The sequence below is a fragment of the Pseudomonas sp. GW821-FHT11D10 genome, assembly GCF_058808435.1.
Window position 1 is genome coordinate 828537 of the sequence record NZ_JBXARR010000001.1, and the last position, 18833, is coordinate 847369.

General features: G+C 61.7%; 16 protein-coding genes. 8 read left to right on the top strand and 8 right to left on the bottom strand.

Features of this window, described 5'->3' with window-relative positions; genetic code table 11:
* The 6 genes from AC1RT4_RS03930 to AC1RT4_RS03955 form a co-directional block, all read right to left on the bottom strand.
* The gene (locus tag AC1RT4_RS03930; protein ID WP_493083656.1) at window positions 1-1077 is read right to left on the bottom strand and encodes a GGDEF domain-containing protein; all 1077 of its coding nucleotides are present in this window, start codon (window positions 1075-1077) and stop codon (window positions 1-3) included.
* Window positions 1061-1939 carry a DUF4434 family protein gene (locus AC1RT4_RS03935; RefSeq protein ID WP_493083658.1) on the bottom strand — a complete coding sequence of 293 codons (879 nt, stop codon included), beginning with the start codon at window positions 1937-1939 and terminating at the stop codon, window positions 1061-1063. The genes AC1RT4_RS03930 and AC1RT4_RS03935 overlap by 17 nt, the downstream gene beginning before the upstream one ends.
* A complete protein-coding gene (locus tag AC1RT4_RS03940; protein ID WP_493083659.1) occupies window positions 1939-5097 on the bottom strand; it encodes an NfrA family protein in 3159 nt (1052 codons plus the stop codon). Before AC1RT4_RS03940 ends, AC1RT4_RS03935 begins: the two co-directional genes overlap by 1 nt.
* Window positions 5094-7268 carry a cyclic di-3',5'-guanylate-activated glycosyltransferase NfrB gene (nfrB, locus tag AC1RT4_RS03945; RefSeq protein ID WP_493083661.1) on the bottom strand — a complete coding sequence of 725 codons (2175 nt, stop codon included), beginning with the start codon at window positions 7266-7268 and terminating at the stop codon, window positions 5094-5096. Before nfrB ends, AC1RT4_RS03940 begins: the two co-directional genes overlap by 4 nt.
* Window positions 7265-8419, bottom strand: coding sequence for a non-hydrolyzing UDP-N-acetylglucosamine 2-epimerase (wecB, locus tag AC1RT4_RS03950; protein WP_493083663.1), 1155 nt, complete (start codon window positions 8417-8419; stop codon window positions 7265-7267). The genes nfrB and wecB overlap by 4 nt, the downstream gene beginning before the upstream one ends.
* Before the next feature lie 175 nt (window positions 8420-8594).
* On the bottom strand, window positions 8595-9026 hold the full coding sequence (locus tag AC1RT4_RS03955) for a thioredoxin family protein (RefSeq protein ID WP_493083665.1): 432 nt from the start codon (window positions 9024-9026) through the stop codon (window positions 8595-8597).
* Window positions 9027-9365: 339 nt separating this feature from the next.
* On the opposite strand from AC1RT4_RS03955, the gene AC1RT4_RS03960 reads away from it, so the two are divergent.
* From AC1RT4_RS03960 to AC1RT4_RS03995, 8 genes are all read left to right on the top strand, one after another.
* A complete protein-coding gene (locus AC1RT4_RS03960) occupies window positions 9366-10214 on the top strand; it encodes a transporter substrate-binding protein (protein WP_493083667.1) in 849 nt (282 codons plus the stop codon).
* A gap of 51 nt (window positions 10215-10265) precedes the next feature.
* Window positions 10266-10928 (top strand): amino acid ABC transporter permease, encoded by a 663-nt coding sequence (locus AC1RT4_RS03965; RefSeq protein WP_059405928.1) that lies wholly within the window; start codon window positions 10266-10268, stop codon window positions 10926-10928.
* A gap of 9 nt (window positions 10929-10937) precedes the next feature.
* Window positions 10938-11600: an amino acid ABC transporter permease gene (locus AC1RT4_RS03970; RefSeq protein WP_007960241.1), complete on the top strand. Its 663-nt coding sequence runs from the start codon at window positions 10938-10940 to the stop codon at window positions 11598-11600.
* Window positions 11597-12400: an amino acid ABC transporter ATP-binding protein gene (locus tag AC1RT4_RS03975; RefSeq protein WP_493083669.1), complete on the top strand. Its 804-nt coding sequence runs from the start codon at window positions 11597-11599 to the stop codon at window positions 12398-12400. The genes AC1RT4_RS03970 and AC1RT4_RS03975 overlap by 4 nt, the downstream gene beginning before the upstream one ends.
* A 31-nt stretch (window positions 12401-12431) precedes the next feature.
* Window positions 12432-12821 carry a RidA family protein gene (locus tag AC1RT4_RS03980; protein ID WP_039768794.1) on the top strand — a complete coding sequence of 130 codons (390 nt, stop codon included), beginning with the start codon at window positions 12432-12434 and terminating at the stop codon, window positions 12819-12821.
* A gap of 78 nt (window positions 12822-12899) precedes the next feature.
* Window positions 12900-13664, top strand: coding sequence for an IclR family transcriptional regulator (locus AC1RT4_RS03985; protein WP_085745508.1), 765 nt, complete (start codon window positions 12900-12902; stop codon window positions 13662-13664).
* Window positions 13665-13703: 39 nt separating this feature from the next.
* Window positions 13704-14924, top strand: coding sequence for an amino acid deaminase (locus AC1RT4_RS03990; RefSeq protein ID WP_493083672.1), 1221 nt, complete (start codon window positions 13704-13706; stop codon window positions 14922-14924).
* Complete coding sequence (locus tag AC1RT4_RS03995; RefSeq protein WP_493083674.1) at window positions 14924-15859, top strand: sugar kinase; 936 nt, start codon at window positions 14924-14926, stop codon at window positions 15857-15859. The genes AC1RT4_RS03990 and AC1RT4_RS03995 overlap by 1 nt, the downstream gene beginning before the upstream one ends.
* 49 nt (window positions 15860-15908) lie before the next feature.
* Here the strand turns inward: AC1RT4_RS03995 and AC1RT4_RS04000 are convergent, their stop codons facing one another.
* Together AC1RT4_RS04000 and AC1RT4_RS04005 are read right to left on the bottom strand one after the other, a co-directional pair.
* Window positions 15909-16184 (bottom strand): peptidylprolyl isomerase, encoded by a 276-nt coding sequence (locus AC1RT4_RS04000; RefSeq protein WP_007952044.1) that lies wholly within the window; start codon window positions 16182-16184, stop codon window positions 15909-15911.
* Between the two features lie 50 nt (window positions 16185-16234).
* On the bottom strand, window positions 16235-18772 hold the full coding sequence (locus AC1RT4_RS04005) for a PAS domain-containing hybrid sensor histidine kinase/response regulator (RefSeq protein WP_493083676.1): 2538 nt from the start codon (window positions 18770-18772) through the stop codon (window positions 16235-16237).
* Window positions 18773-18833: the final 61 nt, after the last annotated feature.

An 18833-nucleotide genomic window follows, 5' to 3' on the forward strand; every position in this document is an offset into this window, starting at 1 on the left:
TCACTGATGAAAAGTGTACCGGTCCTTGCCGGTATGCTTTGACTCGTACAACGCTTCGTCAGCCTTGATCAGCGCCTGATTGAGGGTGTCGCCATCTTCGACCCGGGCCAGACCGATGCTGATGGTCACCGGGTGCCGGGTCGGTTGCTCACGCACCACCCGGCACAATTCCCCGGCCAGCGCCTCGACATCCTCGCGGCGCACACCGGCCAGATAAATCGCAAACTCCTCACCGCCCAATCGTGCGTATTCGAAGCGTGACATCACGGTTTTGATGTCCGCCGCAATGCGCTTGAGCACCTCATCGCCGATGTCGTGGCCGTACACATCATTCACTTTCTTGAAGTTGTCGATGTCGATCATCGCCAGGTAATGGTCATGCTCGCGCGGCACGGCTTGCAGGGTTTTTCCGGCGCGGGTCATGAACGAGCGGCGGTTGGGGATTTCGGTGAGGGTGTCGTTGTAAGCTTGATCCAACAGCAGCTTGGACATGATGTAGTTGTAGAGCTTGGCCTCGCGCAGCTTCAAAAACGTATAGATCGTCAACCCGCAGAGAAACACGGCGTAAGCGATGGTCATCACGCCTTTGAGTTCGAACAGGCCGACTTCGGTACCAAAAAACGGATTGAGCACCAGCCAGATCACCCCTTGTGAGGTGTAGAACGACCAGCGGCTGATGGGCAGCACCGAGATGCTGTAGAGCATGCTCGAGGCGCCCAGCACCAGCCACGCGGGTTGAAAGCTCGCAGGAAGGCCGTCGATCAGCAGTCGCACGCCAAGGGTCATGGCAACGATGAACAGGATGTTCAGGATGTCGAAATGGGCGGCCTTTCGCGTGAACAGCAGAATGACCGCCTGAATTGAAAATACCGTCAGAAACACCATCGATCGCCAGGTAAAACCTTGCCCGCCGAGGAAACTGACGATCAGATCGAAGACAATCCAGACACTGATGCTCGCCAGATAAATCAGCAGGCAGAACCTGTGCAGCCGCTCGAATTCATGCTGGATGAACTCGCTCCATAGCTCGGCAGGCGCGGTCTTCTTCAGGACTTCGTCTTCAATGGTTTTGTACATTGCTGCCCGGATGCTTACGTTGGTTATCGAGGATGACCGAGCCCCACGGTCGATAGCGCAGGGAAAACGCCGCGTTCTGATGGCAGCCGGTCGAGGTCGCATCCGGGCTGGCCGGTTCGGCACGGAAGGGCTCGCCCTCGCGGCTGACCTGCCGGAAGGCCTCTCGCACGATCCCCACGGAGCAGGGCAGTGCACTGGCGTAACCGTTGCGCACCAGCGGTGACAAACGACCGGTGCCCGCGCCGTCCTGCCACCAGACCTGCGCACCGGCCGCCGTCAATTCACCCAGCCATTGACCGTTGACCGTCGGGGCCAGCTTGCCGGCACTGAAGGCGCTGACATGCAGCGGCGCATCCAGCTTCGCAGCGAAACCCTTCAACTGGCGCTGAAGCGTGGCCCGTCGATCTGCCGCCAGAAAGTGCAGGTCATCCAGTTCCAGCGGGAGATACCACCCGCTGACCGGCAGCTTCCAGTCCTCGCGCAGCTTCTGCTGCTGGGCCAGCGACTGGCCCAGTTGCGCCTGCCAGTAGGCGCCGAGGCCGGCACTGTCCAGTTCGTCGATGCGCTTGTAGTAAGCCGGATCCATCGCCAGGCCGAGCACCAGTTGCAGGCCTTGTCGCTGAGCGAGTTTCAGACTGTTGGCGAGCCAGCCATTGGCGCCGCCGAAGTCCGAATCGCCATAGGCCGTCCACTGCACGATCACGGTACGCGTGCCTTGTTTCGCGGTGTCTTGCCAGACTTTCTGCCACTGTGCCTGGGTCAGGCCGGCATCGACATTCAGCGGCTGATAGAACACCCGATCATCGGCCTTCGCGACAGTGGCGCTCATCAGCAGGCACAAACACAACATCCATCGAACCATCAGAAATTCCACTCCACGCCCAGCAGCACACCGTTGCCGCCTTCATACAGATTGCCGCCCAGCGACTGTTGATATTCGGTGCGAACCGTCAGTTTCGAGCGGTAGGCGTTGTAGCGATCCTCGTCGTACCACCATTGCCAGCGCAGACCGACACCGGTGCGCAGGTCCTGGCGCCAGTCGTTGCTCGGGTCCTGGCTGGCAAATTCGAGGAAGCCGTAAGGCATGATCGTCTGGGCTCCGCTGAACGGCAGTTTCCATGCATGACCTTGCTGGAAGCGCGACAGCCACTGGTGGTCGCCGGCCTTGGTCCACCATGCGGCATCGAGGTAGAGAAAGCGCTCGTCCCATTCGTTCTCGTCGACGCGCCAGTCGTTGCGGTATTTGCCCTGATCGAGGAATGAGGCGGTGGCGCGCAGAAGGTAGTCGGTGCTGGTGCGACCGAAGCGATCGTAGTCATGACCCTGATCCCAGACTTTCACCGGGCTGAACAACTGCCCCAGGCGCATGCCACCGCTGCCATCGTCGCTGACTCCGGTTTGCTTGTAGATTTCGGCATACAGGTTGACGTTGGCCGTGCCCCACGGTTTGTAGCGCAGGCCGACGCCGGTAGCGAAGGTTTCGCCATAGCTGGAGCGACCTTGGCCGCCGAACAACATCCGGCCATAAACCGACAGCGTACTGCCGGCACGACTCGGTTCTTCACCCAGCGCGTGATCCCACATCGCGACCTGAACGTTCTGCGAGCGTGTCACCCGTTTGCTGCCTTCGCTGTCATCCGGGCGCAGAAAGTCGTTGGTCGAAACCCCGGCCGGTGACCAGGTGCTGGCAACGGTAAAACTGTCACGCCGTGACAAGGTTTCATGGGCGCGGCGCTGGCGATAACGGCGGGCCTCCATGCTGCCGTCTTCGTCATCGGCCGCCACCGGGTTCTGCTCCAGATCGATCACCCGGCGCAGTTCCTTGCGCGCGGAGGCGCTGTCTTCGACTTCGTCGTAGCGCCAGGCCAGGGTTTCGCCGAGGCGGTAATCCTCGGGGAAATCACGGGTCGCCTGTTGCAGATACGGAATTGCCGTGGCGCGCTCTTCGCGGGTTTCGGCACCGGCCAGACGCATGCCGTAGTCGGCGCGATAACGCGGGTTGTTCGGCTCGCGGCGTACCGCTTCGGCCAGCCACGCGGTGCTTTGTGGCAAGTCCCCGGCCTTTTGCGCGGTGACCGATGCAGCGTAGAAGTGCCCGGCATCCGGTGCCTGTTGCAGGGCCTGACGCTGACGTTGCAGTGCCTGGGCGTGATCACCCCGTGCGTCGGCGATGGCTGCGCCGAGGGCCCATTCATTGGCGCCGCGAGTGGTGCTTTGCTGCCAGTAGGTTTCGGCGGTCTGGCTGTCGCCGACATTCAGCGCGCTGCGACTGGCTGTCAGACGCGCGTTGTCGCTGAGTTCGGCGGTCGGGAAGCTGCGCCAGATGGCCAGCGCACCGGCAGAATCACCGGCCGCTTCCAGGGCATAGGCCAGCGGCAGACGACTGCCGCGATCGCCGAGCTTTTCAGCCTGCTGGTAATAGACGACGGCTTCACCCGGGCGATCAGGCATGGCGCAGCGACCGAGCGCGCGGTAATCGCCAGCCGCTTGCGGGTGGCTGCCGATGGCTTGCTGCACGGCATCGCACTGGCCGGTCTCCGCGAGTTGCGCGAGCAGTTGGCCGCGCGTGGCAACGTCCACCCGGTTTAGCAGGAGCGCCATGCGTCGCTGTTGCTCCGGCGTCGTGGAGGGCGCTGCGGCATACAAACCGGCCAGTCGCTGCAACGCCGTCGCCGGCAGACGCCCGCCATGACGATCGAACGCGGATTCCAGCAACTGTTGGGCATGTGCGCGATCACCGGCATTTACCGCCATGTAAGTGGCCTGATTCAGCGAGGAAAGATTGCCGGTCTGCCGGTAATGCAGTTCCCACAGGGTTTCCGCTTCAATCATCCGCCCCATGCGCTGCGTCAGTTCCGCACGGCGCTTGACGATATCAGGCGTTTGCTTCTGGCCGGCCAGCCAGGCGTTGACTTCGGTACTGCGACCTTGCTCCTGCCAGATATCGAGCACCTGCGTTTGCCGACGGCTGTCCCAAGGCTCCGGTAGACGGGTGCTTTGCAGCAGATCCGTGGCTTGCAGGCGCTGGGCGAGTACCAGCCAGGTCTGTGGGGCGTCCGTCGGCGTACAGCTGCGCAGTTGCTTGAGCGCCGCTTCCGGATCCTGGCGTGACAGCCATTCGGCGGTTTCCAGGCAAGGCCGTTGCAGATCGTTGCTCAGACGCTGCACGGTGGGCACGTCTTCGGTTTTGCGTGCCAGTTCCCACAGCCGCTGTCGTTGCGCCGGATCGGCGAGGTCGCTGGCCGGCAGTGATTGCATCCAGCGCTGGGCCTGTTGCTCGTGGCCCATGGCGATGGCGCGGTCGACCATTGCCAGGCGAATGTTGCGCGCGGCTTCGGGACTCGGCGCCTGTTGCAGCAGTTGCTGCAGCGGCTTTTCATCGAGGCGTTGCACGTAAGCGTTGGCCAGCCGTTGCCAGCCTTCGGCGTCCAGTTGTTTGCGCGCGGCCAGTGGCGCCAGTTGTTCGATGGTGCCGCTCCAGTCGCGCAGTTGCTCCGACCAGTTGGCACGGGCCAGGCGCAGGATATTGTCGTCTCCCTTGGGCGCCAGTTGTGCCAGCCAGTCGTGGGCCTTGGCCGCGCCGCCGAACTTGGCCAGGCTCAGGCTGTAAGCCTGCCAAAGGCGCACGCGGTCATTCAGGCTGCTGGTGGCCATCCAGCTTTCAACTTGCGTACTGGTCGGCGGATCCTGTTCGATCCAGGTCAGGCGCAGGTCGAGGAGAGCGTCGCTGTTGTCCGGCAAGGCTTGCAGCGCTTCCTTGTAACGACGTTGCTTGGCCAGGGACTCCACCAACAGTGTCCGGGCCTCGTCGTTTTTCGGGACCTTTTCCAGCAAGTGGCGCATCAGTCGTTCGACTTCTTTCCAGTTGCCCTTTTTCGCCTCGCGATAGCTGCGGTCCATGTAGGGATAGCTGCGGAACTGTTCGAAGTCGCTCAGCGGTGCCGCTTGCAGCGGATGCGCGGTGCTCAGGCCCAGCAGCAGGCTGCCCATCAGCAAGGTTTGACGATGCACAGGCTTCATGCGACCTCCCGGACAATGCGGTAGGCGGCTTGCTGTTCGCTGGCCTGATCGGCCAGGGCCTGTTCCAGTACTTCCTGGGTGATCATGCCCCGGGAAATCAGATGCTCGCCGAGTGACATCTTCTCGGCATCGAAGTCGATCAGCGCCTGATTGAACAGGGTCGGCGGCACCATGCCGCGCACCTGCAACAGATTGCCCAGCAGCACCTGATGGCGGCTGACCCGTTCCAGCAGGGCTTCATCGTCCTGATGGCGCTCAAGCACTTCGAGCATATGACGCACTTCCTCATTCTGGCGGGGGCTGGCGTACCAGTAACGAATCCCCAATGTGACGCGGCCCTGAGGTGCGAGACGGCTGCGCACCGGGCGTTTCAATTGACGGCTGATGGCGCCCAGCGAAACCTGGCTGACCGGGCCTTCGGAGGCCAGGATCAGGGTGTCGCCTTCTTCGGCCACCGGCAAAATGCCGTAGTGGGAGGCGACCCGGCGCGGTACGGCATCGATCAGGCGCTTGTCGAGCTTGAACGGATTGAGCGGCGCCCATTCCAGATCAAGCTGCTCGGCGAGGGTTTGAACCAGTTGAGTGCTGTCGATGTACTCACGCAGCAACAGTTCGCGACCGAGGCGTCGGCGTACCGGGCTGGTGATCGCCGCTTCCAGTTGCTCTTCGGTAAGCAGACCCTTTTCCACCAGTCGGTGGCCGAGCGGAGTACGTTGCGCCTTGGTCAGCGCCGGGAATTCGTGAGTGGTCTTGTCCCAGGCCACGCGTCGTGAATCGCCCATTTCCATGACCTGACGCAGGGCACGCAGGTTGGCGAAGAAGTTGACGAAGTTGCTCCACATCATGCGCGGCGCCGACAGCAGGCCTTCCACCAATCCGTAGTAACGAGTGACAAACCAGCCGCGCTGGAACAGGCGATTGAGCAGCATCAGGCCGTTGAGCCACAGCAGCACCGAGAGCAGCGAGCTGTCGGCGAGGATCGAGGGATAGCGCCATGAGTCCGGGGAGATGATCGTCACCGCCCACATCGCCAGCAACACCAGGAACAGCAGGTTCACCAGGAAGCTCAGCAGGTAGGCGATCAGCCCGCGACGGTCGCGCCACAGGAAGTAGTTGAGCAGACCCTTGCGGCTCCAGCCGAGGTTCTTGGTGCCCTGGAACACGATGCCGACAATCCACCGCGATTTCTGCCGGATTGCGTGTTGCAGGTCACGGGGGAAGTGTTCCCGGACGCAGATCACCTGGGAGAATTCGCGGTTCATGCCGATCACCCACGGTTGCTCCAGCGCCAGTTTCGGATCGCTGACCGAATAACGGGCGAAGATGCATTTCATGCCTTTCTGCTTGAGGCGGAAACCGATGTCGTAGTCCTCGGTGAGACTCTGTACATCGAAGGCAATACCGTCGCCGTCTTCCAGCAGGGCACTGATGGCTTTACGGCTGAAGCAGGTGCCGACGCCAGCGCTGGGCACCTGACCGGTGAGGGCTTCGCGGACGATGACGTCCTTGCCGTGGTTCTCGGCGAACTCATCGACGTAGTGCCCGGCGGTGAAGCCTTTCCATTCCGGCGCGTAGGGGTAGACCGGAATCTGGATCAGGTCCTTGTTGGGCAACAGGTAGTTGTAAAGGCGCAATTCCATCGGCGAAATCACGTCTTCGGCATCGTGCAGGATGAACCCGGTGAACTGGATTTTCGCCTCGCTTTCGAAGCGCAGGATCGCGTCGATGATGTTGTTCAGGCAGTCGGCCTTGCTGGTCGGGCCGGGGCGGGCGCAGACCACTTTGTGCACGTTGGGGTAGTGCTGGCACACCGCGTCGACATCGGCCTGGGTTTCGGCGTCGTTGGGGTAGGTGCCGACGAAAATCTGATAGTTCTCGTAGTCGATGGTCGAGGCGGCCAGGCGCGCCATTTCACCAACCACGCCGACTTCGTTCCACGCCGGCACCATGATTGCCAGCGGTTTCTCGGGAATCGAATACAGGCGCTCCTCGTCCGCACGCTTGAATTTTTCGTAGATCCGCCAGCGCCGGATGAACTTGCGGCTCCAGTAGACGAGGTCGATGAACAGGTCATCGAGCCCGAGGATGAACATCAGCAGGGCGAGGGCAATCGCCACATATTTGAGACCGAACAGCACATACGCGAAGAAATCGACCCAACCCAGACTCATACCCCTTTACCCGCCGCCGAGCGTGCGCTCAGCCAGGCGTGGAGGCGGGTGGCGATCAGTTCGCTGGCGTGACCGTCGCCATAGGGAAAGTGCACGCGGCTCATGCGCGCGTAGGTGTCCGGGTCGTCCAGCAGTTGTCGGGCTTCCTTGACGATGCGCGCCTTGTCGGTGCCTACCAGCAGCATGGTGCCGCTCTCGAGCACGGAAGGCCGTTCGGTGACGTCGCGCGGCACCAGCAGCGGTTTGCCGATCGCCGGGGCTTCCTCCTGGACGCCACCGGAGTCGGTCAGGATGAAGTGCGCGCGGCCCATCAGCCAGACGAAGTTCGGATAATCCTGCGGTGGCACCAGATAGATGTTCGGTTTGTCGGCCAGCATGCCGTACACCACCTCCTGCACCAGCGGATTGAGGTGTACCGGATAGACGAATTGCACGTCCGGGTATTGCTCGGCCAGTTCGGCCAGCGCCTGGCAGATATTGCGGAAACCGTCGCCGAGATTTTCCCGTCGATGGCTGGTGACCAGAATCATCCGGCGCCGGTCGTCCAGCGCCGCCAGGGGCGAATCGGCAGGTGGATGCCAATCGGTTTCCTGCTGGTGCTTGCGCATCCACAGCAAGGCATCGATCACGGTGTTGCCGGTGATTTCAATGTTGTCTTCGGGTACGCCTTCGCGCAGCAGATTGGCGGCAGACTTGGAGGTCGGCGGGAAATGCAGGTCGGTAATCACGCCGGTCAGGCGTCGATTCGCTTCCTCGGGCCAGGGCGCGCGCAGGTTGCCGGTACGCAAACCGGCTTCGACGTGACCGATGGGCAACTGGCGATTGAAGGCGGCGAGGGCGGCGATGAAGCTGGTGGTGGTGTCGCCGTGGACCAGCACGATGTCCGGTTTGACCCGCTCGTAGGCCTGATCGAGTTGTGCAAGAAGATGTTGCGACAGGCCGTTCAGGGTCTGGCCTTGGGTCATGACTTGCAGGTCTTCGTCGACCGTCAGTTCGAACGCGTCCAGCACCTGAGTGAGCATCTCGCGATGCTGGCCGGTGGAGCAGATGTTGAGTGTGATGTCGGGCCACTGACGCAGAACCCGGGCCAGCGGGGCCATTTTGATGGCCTCCGGGCGAGTACCGAAAACCATCATGACATTAAAGGACATTGACCCCTCCTGGGACGAAGCAAGGCTGCGACCAGAGGGCCGGCAGCACTTATCTCTTTCTGAGAAATAAAGAAAAGCAGCCGGATGGGAGCTTGTCCAATCCGGCTTCAAGGCTAGTTGTTACAGATCAATTGGAACGACGGTGCCACTACCTGATGGCTCTTAGGTGGCACTTTCAGGAAAAGTTCCATCGTTTTGCGCGGGGGATGGTGCAGATACTCCGCAGAGTCTGGTAAAGCCAGGCGGTGTCATGTTTTGGCTTGTGTTGTACGGGCGCAGGTTTGATCTTGCCGATGTAGCGAATAAAGGATTGCTCCAGCATTTCCTCATCGCCGATTCCTTTCAAATGCTCCAGCAGCTTTCCGTTTTTGTAGAACAGGATTGTCGGGAACCCAGAGACGCGCTTGTGTCTGGGTGATTTGTCGAAATCAAGCATGTAGCTGTCAGCCCAGGGTTTGAAACCTTCGGCAATCTGCCGGAATACCGGGCTGGCCCAATGACAGGCGGGGCAATGTTCGCTGTAGAAATAAAAAGCCACCACCTTTCTGGTCTTCAAGGCTCTGCGATAGGCGGGTGCCAGGGTTGAGTATTCGGATGTCGAGCGCATGGAGACGTACCTGTTCGTCGGTTCCGGATGAAGCTGACGGTAAGGCAGGTAACGCTTCGGCGGCTACTGTCAGAGTTGACAGGTGCCGCGCGCGATTTTTTGTGCGTTGCGCACTGAAATGTGGCCCAGGTACTCGCTCTGTGTAGCCAACGGTAGCGCGGGTTGGTGACACCTCGCGTAACACGGGCTTCACCCTTCTTTTTATCTCTTTGATTCAAAACAAATTTCAATCCATTGCAGATTCCCTGCGAATCCTGTGGCACACTTTCTGATGTCTATTCCGTAGTAACAAACCGTGTTCCGGTATAGCGGAATAAACAATCCTCTGGAGTGCTTGCCATGCATCGCCGACTTTCCTTGTTCAAAGCGTGTGTTTTTGTTCTCGCGGCTTCGTCCGCCGTCATGGGTATGGCCCAGGCGGCCGACAGCAAGCTCGACAGCGTCCTGGCCCGTGGAAAGCTGATTGTGGGCACCGGCAGCACCAATGCGCCGTGGCACTTCCAGGGCGCGGACGGCAAGTTGCAGGGCTTTGATATCGACATCGCCCGGATAGTCGCCAAAGGGCTGTTCAATGACCCGAGCAAGGTCGAGTTCGTGGTGCAGTCATCCGATGCGCGGATTCCCAACCTGCTGACCGACAAGGTCGACATGAGCTGCCAGTTCATCACTGTCACCGCCAGCCGCGCGCAGCAAGTGGCGTTCACTCTGCCGTACTACCGCGAAGGCGTCGGCCTACTGTTGCCGAACAACAGCAAGTACAAGGAAATCGAAGACCTGCAGGCCGCCAGCGACAGCGTGACCGTGGCGGTGCTGCAGAACGTGTACGCCGAAGAGCTGGTGCACCAGGCACTGCCTAAAGCCAAGGTCGATCAATACGACAGCGTTGATCTGATGTATCAGGCCGTGAACTCGGGCCGCGCCGATGCCGCCGCCACCGACCAGTCTTCGGTCAAATACCTGATGGTGCAAAACCCTGGCCGCTATCGCAGCCCGACGTACGCCTGGAGCCCGCAGACCTACGCCTGCGCTGTCAAACGTGGCGACCAGGACTGGCTGAACTTCGTCAACACCGCCCTGCATGAGGCCATGACCGGCGTCGAGTTTCCGACCTACGCCGCCTCGTTCAAGCAATGGTTCGGCGTGGATCTGCCATCGCCTGCCATCGGTTTCCCTGTCGAATTCAAATGATCCCGTGAGAGTGGGGCGCCCTGATGCGCCCCGCTCAAGGTACTGCCGACCATGAACTATCAGTTGAACTTTGCCGCCGTGTGGCGCGATTTCGACACCTTGCTGGCGGGGCTCGGTCTGGGCCTCGAACTGGCGCTGGTGTCGATCGCCATCGGCTGCGTGATCGGCCTGCTGATGGCGTTTGCCTTGCTGTCGAAGCATCGCGCCTTGCGGGTGCTGGCATCGGTGTATGTGACGGTGATCCGTAACACGCCGATTCTGGTGTTGATTCTGTTGATCTACTTTGCGTTGCCGAGCCTGGGAATCCGGCTGGACAAGATCCCGTCGTTCATCATCACGCTTTCGCTGTATGCCGGGGCGTACCTGACCGAAGTGTTCCGCGGCGGTTTGTTGAGCATCCCCAAGGGCCAGCGTGAAGCGGGGCTGGCCATTGGTCTCGGCGAGTGGCAGGTCAAGGCCTACGTCACCGTGCCGGTGATGTTGCGCAACGTGCTGCCGGCGCTGTCGAACAACTTCATTTCGCTGTTCAAGGACACCTCGCTGGCCGCCGCGATCGCGGTGCCGGAGCTGACCTATTACGCGCGCAAGATCAACGTCGAAAGCTACCGGGTGATCGAAACCTGGCTGGTGACCACGGCGTTGTATGTCGCGGCCTGTTACCTCATTGCCATGCTGCTGCGTTACCTCGAGCAGCGTCTGGCAATCCGCCGATAGGAGGCTGCGATGTACGAATCCCCCAGTTGGTTGCATGAGTTGTGGATTGCCCGCGAAGCCTTGTGGCAAGGCTTTCTGACCAGCGTGCAGGTGTCGGCGCTGGCGATTCTGTTCGGCACGGTCATCGGTGTATTCGCCGGGCTGGTGCTGACCTACGGCAAGTTCTGGATGCGCGCGCCGTTCCGCTTTTATGTCGACCTGATTCGCGGCACCCCGGTGTTCGTGCTGGTGCTGGCGTGCTTCTACATGGCACCGGCGCTCGGTTGGCAGATCAGCGCGTTTCAGGCCGGTGCACTCGGGCTGACGCTGTTTTGCGGCTCCCACGTTGCCGAAATTGTGCGCGGCGCGTTGCAGGCGTTGCCACGCGGACAGATGGAAGCCGGCAAGGCCATCGGCCTGACGTTCTATCAGTCCCTCGGCTACGTGCTGTTGCCTCAGGCGCTGCGGCAGATCCTGCCGACCTGGGTCAACTCATCCACGGAAATCGTCAAGGCCTCGACCTTGCTGTCGGTGATCGGCGTGGCCGAGCTGTTGCTCAGCACCCAGCAGATCATCGCCCGGACGTTCATGACCCTGGAGTTTTACCTGTTCGCCGGTTTTCTGTTCTTCGTCATCAACTACGGCATCGAATTACTCGGCCGGCACATTGAAAAGCGGGTGGCCCTGCCATGACTCAAGCTCAAGCTCAAGTTTCCAACGTCCAGAACGGTCAGCCCCTGCTGGATATCCGTGGCCTGCACAAACAATACGGCGCGGTCGAAGTGCTCAAGGGCGTCGACCTGAGCATGCAGCGCGGCAACGTGGTGACGCTGATCGGCTCCAGCGGCTCGGGCAAGACCACGCTGCTGCGCTGCGTGAACATGCTGGAGGAATTCCAGGGCGGGCAGATCCTGCTCGACGGCGAATCCATCGGCTATGACGAACTCAACGGCAAACGCGTGCGCCATCCGGAAAAAGTCATTGCGCGGCATCGGGCGATGACCGGCATGGCGTTCCAGCAATTCAACCTGTTCCCGCACCTCACCGCGTTGCAGAACGTCACGCTCGGCCTGCTGAAAGTCAAAAAGATGCACAAGGACGAAGCCGTGGTCCTGGCCGAGAAATGGCTGGAGCGGGTCGGCCTGCTGGAGCGGCGCAATCACTTTCCCGGCCAGTTGTCCGGCGGTCAGCAGCAGCGCGTGGCGATTGCCCGGGCGATTGCGATGAACCCGAGCCTGATGCTGTTCGACGAAGTCACCTCGGCCCTCGACCCGGAACTGGTCGGCGAAGTGCTCAACGTGATCAAGGGCCTGGCCGAGGACGGCATGACCATGTTGCTCGTGACCCACGAAATGCGTTTTGCGTTCGAGGTCTCGGACAAGATCGTTTTCATGAATCAGGGGCGCATCGAAGAGCAGGGGCCTCCCAAGGAACTGTTCGAGCGTCCTCAATCGCCGCGGCTGGCGGAATTTCTCAAAAGCACGCGGTTCTGACTTTTCACTTTTTCAATCAGGAGAAACACCCATGAGCATTACTCGTTACGGCACCGGCAGCACCGCCGCTGGCGGCCAGCCTCGTCCATTCGCCCGCGCCGTTGAAGCCGATGGCTGGCTGCACGTTTCCGGGCAGGTGCCGGCGGTGGATGGCGAGATCATTGTGGGCGGCATCGTCGAGCAGACGCACCAGACCATGAAGAACCTGATCGCGATTCTCGAAGAGGCCGGTTATGGCCTGGAAGACGTGGTACGCGCCGGCGTATGGCTGGACGATCCGCGGGATTTCACCAGTTTCAACAAGGTCTTCGGCGAGTACTTCAAGCCCGAACACGCACCGGCCCGGGCCTGTGTGCAGGCGAGCATGATGGTCGACTGCAAGGTCGAGATCGACTGTATTGCGTACAAGAAGAAGGCTTGAGTATCGACCGCTCCCGCGCAGAGCGTGGGAGCGATCTTTCGCGATAAACTCCCGGCACTTTGAATGGGAACCACTGAAATGACCGAAGACACCATCAAGCGCCGGGCACGCGGTCTGGACCGGGCGTTCGATATCCTCGATTTCCTCAAGGAGATCGGCCAGCCACTGCGTCCGAACGACATCGCCAACGGTATCGGCAGCCCGAAATCCACGGTCTACGAACTGGTGGCGTCATTGCTCGAACGGCGGATTCTGGAGCCGGTGGGCAAGGACGGTCACGTCTACCTCGGTCGTCAGCTGTATTTCCTCGGCCAGGCGCATCTGCGTCACTTCGACCTCAGTCGCGAGGCCGATCACGCCTTGCAGGAGATCGTCAGCCAGACCCGGGAAACCGCGCAGATGTGCCTGCTCAACGGGCGCAAATACACGGTGGCGCTGATGAAGGAGGGCGAGCGGCATTTCCGCATTTCTTCCGACATCGGTGAGAACGCGCCGATCCCGTGGACCGCCTCCGGTCGCCTGCTGCTGGCGCACTTGAGCGATCAGCAGATCAGCGACCTCATCGACCCCGACGACTTCATTTTGCCGGGTGGCGAACGCCTGCCGATGGAGACGTTTCTGGCGGAAATCCGTCAGGCCGGCATCGACGGCTTCTTCTCCTTCGACAGTGTCGCCGACACCTTCACCCATTGCTTCGCCGCCCCGGTCAAAGACCCTCAAGGCGTTGCCATCTGCACCCTGTGCATCGTCGCCCCGCGCGCCGATGCCAAGACTAATTACAACGACTATCGCCGGGTCTTGATCGAGAGCGCCAACAGCCTCGCCCGGCGAATCAACGAATAACCGCGCCTGCCTGCGGGCGCGACTGTGAGGAGTTCGACCATGACGACTGCCAACAACACTGCTGCCGTGGAAAAGGGCGATGCCGCCCTCGGCGCGCAACTGGTGCGTGACATCAGCCTGCCGGCGCTGGTGCTGCACCGCGAAGCGCTGGAACACAACATCCGCTGGATGCAGAAATTCGTCAGTGACAGCGGCGCCGAACTCGCGCCCCACGGCAAGACCAGCATGACCCCGGCGTTGTTTCGTCGTCAGCTCGACGCCGGCGCATGGGGCATCACCCTGGCCAGCGCCACCCAGACCCGCGCTGCTTATGCCCACGGCGTGCGCCGGGTGTTGATGGCCAACCAACTGGTCGGCACGCCGAACATGGCGCTGATCGCCGATCTGTTGGCGGCCGATTCCGGCTTCGATTTCTATTGCATGGTCGATCACCCGGACAACGTCGCCGATCTGGGCGCTTATTTCGCGTCGCGCGGAGTGCGGCTGAACGTGATGATTGAGTACGGCGTGGTCGGCGGCCGTTGCGGTTGCCGCAGCGAGCAGGAAGTCATCGAGCTGGCCAAGGCCATCGCTGCGCAACCCGCGCTGGCCCTGACCGGCATTGAAGGTTACGAGGGCGTGATCCATGGCGATCACGCCGTCACCGGTATCCGTGAGTTCGCAGCCTCGCTGGTGCGTCTGGCGGTACAGTTGCAGGACAGCGGCGCGTTCGCCATCGCCAAGCCGATCATCACCGCGTCGGGCTCGGCCTGGTACGACCTGATCGCCGAATCGTTCGAAGCGCAGAACGCGGGCGGGCGTTTCCTCAGCGTGTTGCGCCCTGGCAGTTACGTGGCGCACGACCATGGCATCTATAAAGAGGCGCAGTGCTGCGTGCTCGACCGTCGCAGCGACCTGCACGAAGGCCTGCGCCCGGCGCTGGAAGTCTGGGCTCACGTGCAGTCGATGCCGGAGCCGGGGTTCGCGGTGATTGCCCTGGGTAAGCGTGACGTGGCGTTCGATGCCGGGATGCCGGTGCCGCTGCTGCGTTACAAGGCCGGTGTGCTGCCGGCGATGGGCGACGATGTCGGCGCCTGCAAAGTGACGGCGGTGATGGACCAGCACGCGTTCATGACCGTGGCGCCGGGCGTGGAGTTGCGCGTGGGCGACATCATTTCCTTTGGCACTTCCCACCCATGCCTGACCTTCGACAAGTGGCGCGTAGGGCTGCTGGTGGACGAGCAACTGTCGGTGATCGAAACCATGGAAACCTGCTTCTGATGAACACGCTCAGTCCATTGGGTCCGAACACCCCGCGCATCGCCCTGATCGGCGAATGCATGATCGAACTCCAGCAACGTGCCGATGGCAGCCTGCAACAGAGCTTTGGCGGTGACACGCTGAACACGGCGGTCTATCTGTCCCGCGCCATGGGCGACAAGGCGCAGGTCGATTACGTCACGGCGCTGGGTGATGACAGCTTCAGTGACGCGATGTGCCGCATTTGGGCCGACGAAGGCATTGGTCTGGATCTGGTCCAGCGCTTGCCCGGTCGTCTGCCTGGTTTGTATTGCATCCAGACCGACGCTGCCGGGGAGCGCCGCTTCCTTTACTGGCGCAACGAAGCCGCCGTACGCGACTGCTTCACCACGCCGGCGGCGGCGCCGATTCTGGCGGCGCTGCCGGATTACGACGTGCTGTATTTCAGCGGTATCACGCTGGCGGTGCTCGGTGCGCAGGGGCGGGAAAAGCTGATCCAGACCTTGATTGAGGCCCGCCAGCGCGATGCGCGAATCGTCTTTGACAACAACTACCGCCCACGCCTGTGGGCTTCGGTGGAAGAGGCGCGAGCGGCGTATCGCAGCGTGTTGCCCCATGTCGATCTGGCATTGCTGACGGTGGACGACGAGCAGGCGCTGTTCCATTTCGAAGACTGTGACGCAGTGTTTGAAGCGTACGCGCAGATCGGCACGCCGGAAGTGGTGCTCAAGCGCGGCGCTGAAGCCTGTCTGATCCGTTGCGACGGGGAAGCGTTTGAAGTCCCGGCGCAGAAGGTCGAGAAAGTGGTGGACACCACGGCGGCGGGGGATTCGTTCAGTGCGGCATATCTGGCGAGTCGCTTGTCCGGCGCAAGCCCTGCGCAGGCGGCGGAGGCGGGGCATCGTTTGGCCAGTCAGGTCATTCAAGTGCCTGGGGCGCTGATCCCCAGGGATTGATGCCGATCCCTGAAGGCGCTGCCGAAAGCCGCGCCTTCAAGGCACTGGATCAGTCGCGGTAAAACACCTGCACCAGGTGATACCCAAATTTGCTCTTGATCGGCCCGTGCACGGTGCGCAGCGGTTTTTTGAAGATCACCGCATCGATTGCACCGACCATCTGCCCCGGCCGCACTTCACCCAGATCGCCGCCGCGCTTGCCGGACGGGCAGGTCGAAAATTTCTTCGCCAGCACATCGAACGCTTCACCGTTGGCGATGCGTTGTTTGAGTTTTTCGGCCTCTTCGGCGGTTTTCACCAGAATGTGGCGGGCTTGGGCTTTCATCGTGCAATACCTGTAGCGGGGTGACGGCGGGGCGCGGATTATGCCTCAAGTCACGGATTTTGGCTGATCATCGTGCGGATCTTGCCGGCCAGCTGTTCGATGGAAAACGGCTTGGCGACCATGTCCATGCCGTCCTCAAGGAAGCCCTGACGCTCGGCGGCTTTCTGCGCGTAACCGGTCATGAACAACACCTTGAGCCCCGGACGATGCTGACGAGCGATCTCCGCCATTTGCCGGCCGTTCATGCCCGGCAGGCCGACGTCGGTCACCAGCAGGTCAACCCGCAGGTCCGATTCGAGCAACGGCAGGGCGCCCTTGGCGTCTTCGGCTTCATGGGCGCGATAACCCAGCTCCTTGAGCAGGTCCATGACCAGCATCCGCACCGCCGGATCGTCCTCGACCACCACCACGGTTTCGCCGGTCGCCACAGCGGGAGCCTCGGTAACCGTTTCGATGACAGGCCGCTCCGGTTCCAGTGCATACAAACGCGGCAAATACAGGCGCACGCAGGTGCCCTGACCTGGCAGGCTGTCGAGGCTGACGTGCCCGCCCGACTGCTGGGCAAAGCCATAAATCATCGACAACCCGAGCCCGGTGCCCTGGCCGATCGGCTTGGTGGTGAAGAACGGATCGAACGCCTTGGAGCGTACCGAGGGCGTCATGCCGGTGCCGTTGTCGCTCACCGCCAGCATCAGGTAATCACCGGCCTTGACCGGTTCGAGGGTAGTGATGTCGTTGCCGTCGAGGTAGACGTTGGCGGTTTCGATCAACAGCTCACCGCCGTCGGGCATGGCATCGCGGGCATTGATCACCAGGTTGAGCAGGGCGTTTTCCAGTTGGCTGACATCGGTGCTGACGGACCAGATATTGTCGGACAGGCGCAACTTGAGCTCGATCGGATCACCCTTGGTGCGGCGGATCAGGTCTTCCAACGAGTGGATCAGCTCGTTGACGTCGATGGTCTTGCGATCCAGCGACTGGCGCCGGGAGAACGCCAGCAGACGGTGGGTCAGTGCCGCCGCGCGGTTGGCCGAGGACACCGCGGCGTCGGTGAACCGGCCGATCTCATCGGCGCGGCCACTGGCGATGTAGCGCTGCATCAGGTCGAGGCTGCCGATGATGCCGGTCAGCATGTTGTTGAAGTCATGGGCGATGCCGCCGGTGAGCTGGCCGACCGCTTCCATTTTCTGCGCGTGGCGCAGGGCATCTTCGGCGCGCTCGCGCTCGAACATCTCGTTCTGCAAACGCTGGTTGGCCTGGGCCAGTTGTTCGGTGCGCGCACTGACGCGTTCCTCAAGGGTTTCATTGAGGTTGCGCAGGGCTTCTTCGGTCTTTTTGCGTTCGGTTTCGTCAATCACGAAGATGTAGAAACCGTTCACCGCACCGTCCGCGCCGTGACGCGGCAGGTAGTTCATCAGGGCATGCCGCTGGCTCCCGTCGCGGTGTGGCGTGTACAGGCTGAACGAGCAGGGCCGCCCGGCCAGGGCTTCGGCGATGTACGGCGCCCGCAGGAAATAGGCCTCTTCGCCGATGACCTCGCGGATCGTGCGACCGTACAATTCCTGCGGCGTGAGCCCGTACCAGTCGAGGTACGCAGCGTTGTTCAGGCGAAAGCGTTCTTCGTGGTCGACATAGCTGATCAGGATCGGCATGGCGTTGATGATCAGTTGCAGCTCGGTCTGGCTTTGCCGCAGTGCCTGTTCGGTGTGCTTGCGTTCGGTCAAATCCAGCGCCGCGCCGAGGAAACGCATCGGCCGGCCGTGATGATCCTTGTAGCAGCGCCCGCGGGCGAACACCCAGCGCAGCTCGCCATTGGCTTGCAGCAGTCGATATTCCTCGGCGTATTCGGTGCCGTGGGTGATGCAGTGCTTGATGCTGCGGGCAATCAGCGCGCGGTCTTCGGGGTGCACGCCGTGCAGGTATTCGCTGATCGGCAACTGACCGGCCAGCGCCGGATCGACACCGTGCAGCTGGGCGAAATGCGCGTCGGCAATGAAGCGGTCTTCGCCGATGTCCCAATCCCAGGTGCCAACCGCATCGGTGGCTGCCAGCGCCAGTTGCAGGCGCTCTTCGCTTTCGCGCTGGGCCTTGAGGCTGTCTTCGGAACGTTGTTGCAGTTCCAGGGCGATGCGCCGGCGTTCGTTGGTTTCGATGGCGGTGACCAGAATGCCGGCCACTTGCGCGCTTTCGTCGCGGATCGGGCTGTAGGTCAGATCCAACCAGAAGTCGGAATCCTGGCCGTCCCGTTGCAAAGTAAAGCGCCGTTCGCTGTAGGTTCGCACCTGGCCTTGTAGGACGGCGCTGTAAATCGGGTCGGTAAAGTCTCGAAGTTCCGGCCATATCTGGTGCGCCGGTTGTCCGAAAGCGTGCGGATGCTTGCTCCCGGCGAGCAGTGCGAAGCCGTCGTTGTAGATCTGGGTGAGATGCGGGCCCCACAACAGCAGCATCGGCATCGGCGAGTGAATCACGATGTCCACCGCGGTGCGCAGGCTCTGTGGCCAGGTGCCAGCGGCGCCCAGCGGGCTGCGGCTCCAGTCGGTGCGGGCAATCAATGCCTGGGCGTCGTTGGTGTTCGGTACAGCGTTCATCACATCAATCCTGGGCGTCGGTCGGTGAGGCGGCGTCTACTATCCTAGTGCGATAGACGCT

Coding starts and splice junctions, on each gene's coding strand:
- nfrB (WP_493083661.1), bottom strand. CDS start 7,268: ATGAGTCTGGGTTGGGTCGATTTCTTCGCGTATGTGCTGTTCGGTCTC.
- AC1RT4_RS03935 (WP_493083658.1), bottom strand. CDS start 1,939: ATGGTTCGATGGATGTTGTGTTTGTGCCTGCTGATGAGCGCCACTGTC.
- wecB (WP_493083663.1), bottom strand. CDS start 8,419: ATGTCCTTTAATGTCATGATGGTTTTCGGTACTCGCCCGGAGGCCATC.
- AC1RT4_RS03965 (WP_059405928.1), top strand. CDS start 10,266: ATGAACTATCAGTTGAACTTTGCCGCCGTGTGGCGCGATTTCGACACC.
- AC1RT4_RS03930 (WP_493083656.1), bottom strand. CDS start 1,077: ATGTACAAAACCATTGAAGACGAAGTCCTGAAGAAGACCGCGCCTGCC.
- AC1RT4_RS03995 (WP_493083674.1), top strand. CDS start 14,924: ATGAACACGCTCAGTCCATTGGGTCCGAACACCCCGCGCATCGCCCTG.
- AC1RT4_RS03940 (WP_493083659.1), bottom strand. CDS start 5,097: ATGAAGCCTGTGCATCGTCAAACCTTGCTGATGGGCAGCCTGCTGCTG.
- AC1RT4_RS03990 (WP_493083672.1), top strand. CDS start 13,704: ATGACGACTGCCAACAACACTGCTGCCGTGGAAAAGGGCGATGCCGCC.
- AC1RT4_RS03955 (WP_493083665.1), bottom strand. CDS start 9,026: ATGCGCTCGACATCCGAATACTCAACCCTGGCACCCGCCTATCGCAGA.
- AC1RT4_RS03985 (WP_085745508.1), top strand. CDS start 12,900: ATGACCGAAGACACCATCAAGCGCCGGGCACGCGGTCTGGACCGGGCG.
- AC1RT4_RS03960 (WP_493083667.1), top strand. CDS start 9,366: ATGCATCGCCGACTTTCCTTGTTCAAAGCGTGTGTTTTTGTTCTCGCG.
- AC1RT4_RS04000 (WP_007952044.1), bottom strand. CDS start 16,184: ATGAAAGCCCAAGCCCGCCACATTCTGGTGAAAACCGCCGAAGAGGCC.
- AC1RT4_RS03975 (WP_493083669.1), top strand. CDS start 11,597: ATGACTCAAGCTCAAGCTCAAGTTTCCAACGTCCAGAACGGTCAGCCC.
- AC1RT4_RS03980 (WP_039768794.1), top strand. CDS start 12,432: ATGAGCATTACTCGTTACGGCACCGGCAGCACCGCCGCTGGCGGCCAG.
- AC1RT4_RS04005 (WP_493083676.1), bottom strand. CDS start 18,772: ATGAACGCTGTACCGAACACCAACGACGCCCAGGCATTGATTGCCCGC.
- AC1RT4_RS03970 (WP_007960241.1), top strand. CDS start 10,938: ATGTACGAATCCCCCAGTTGGTTGCATGAGTTGTGGATTGCCCGCGAA.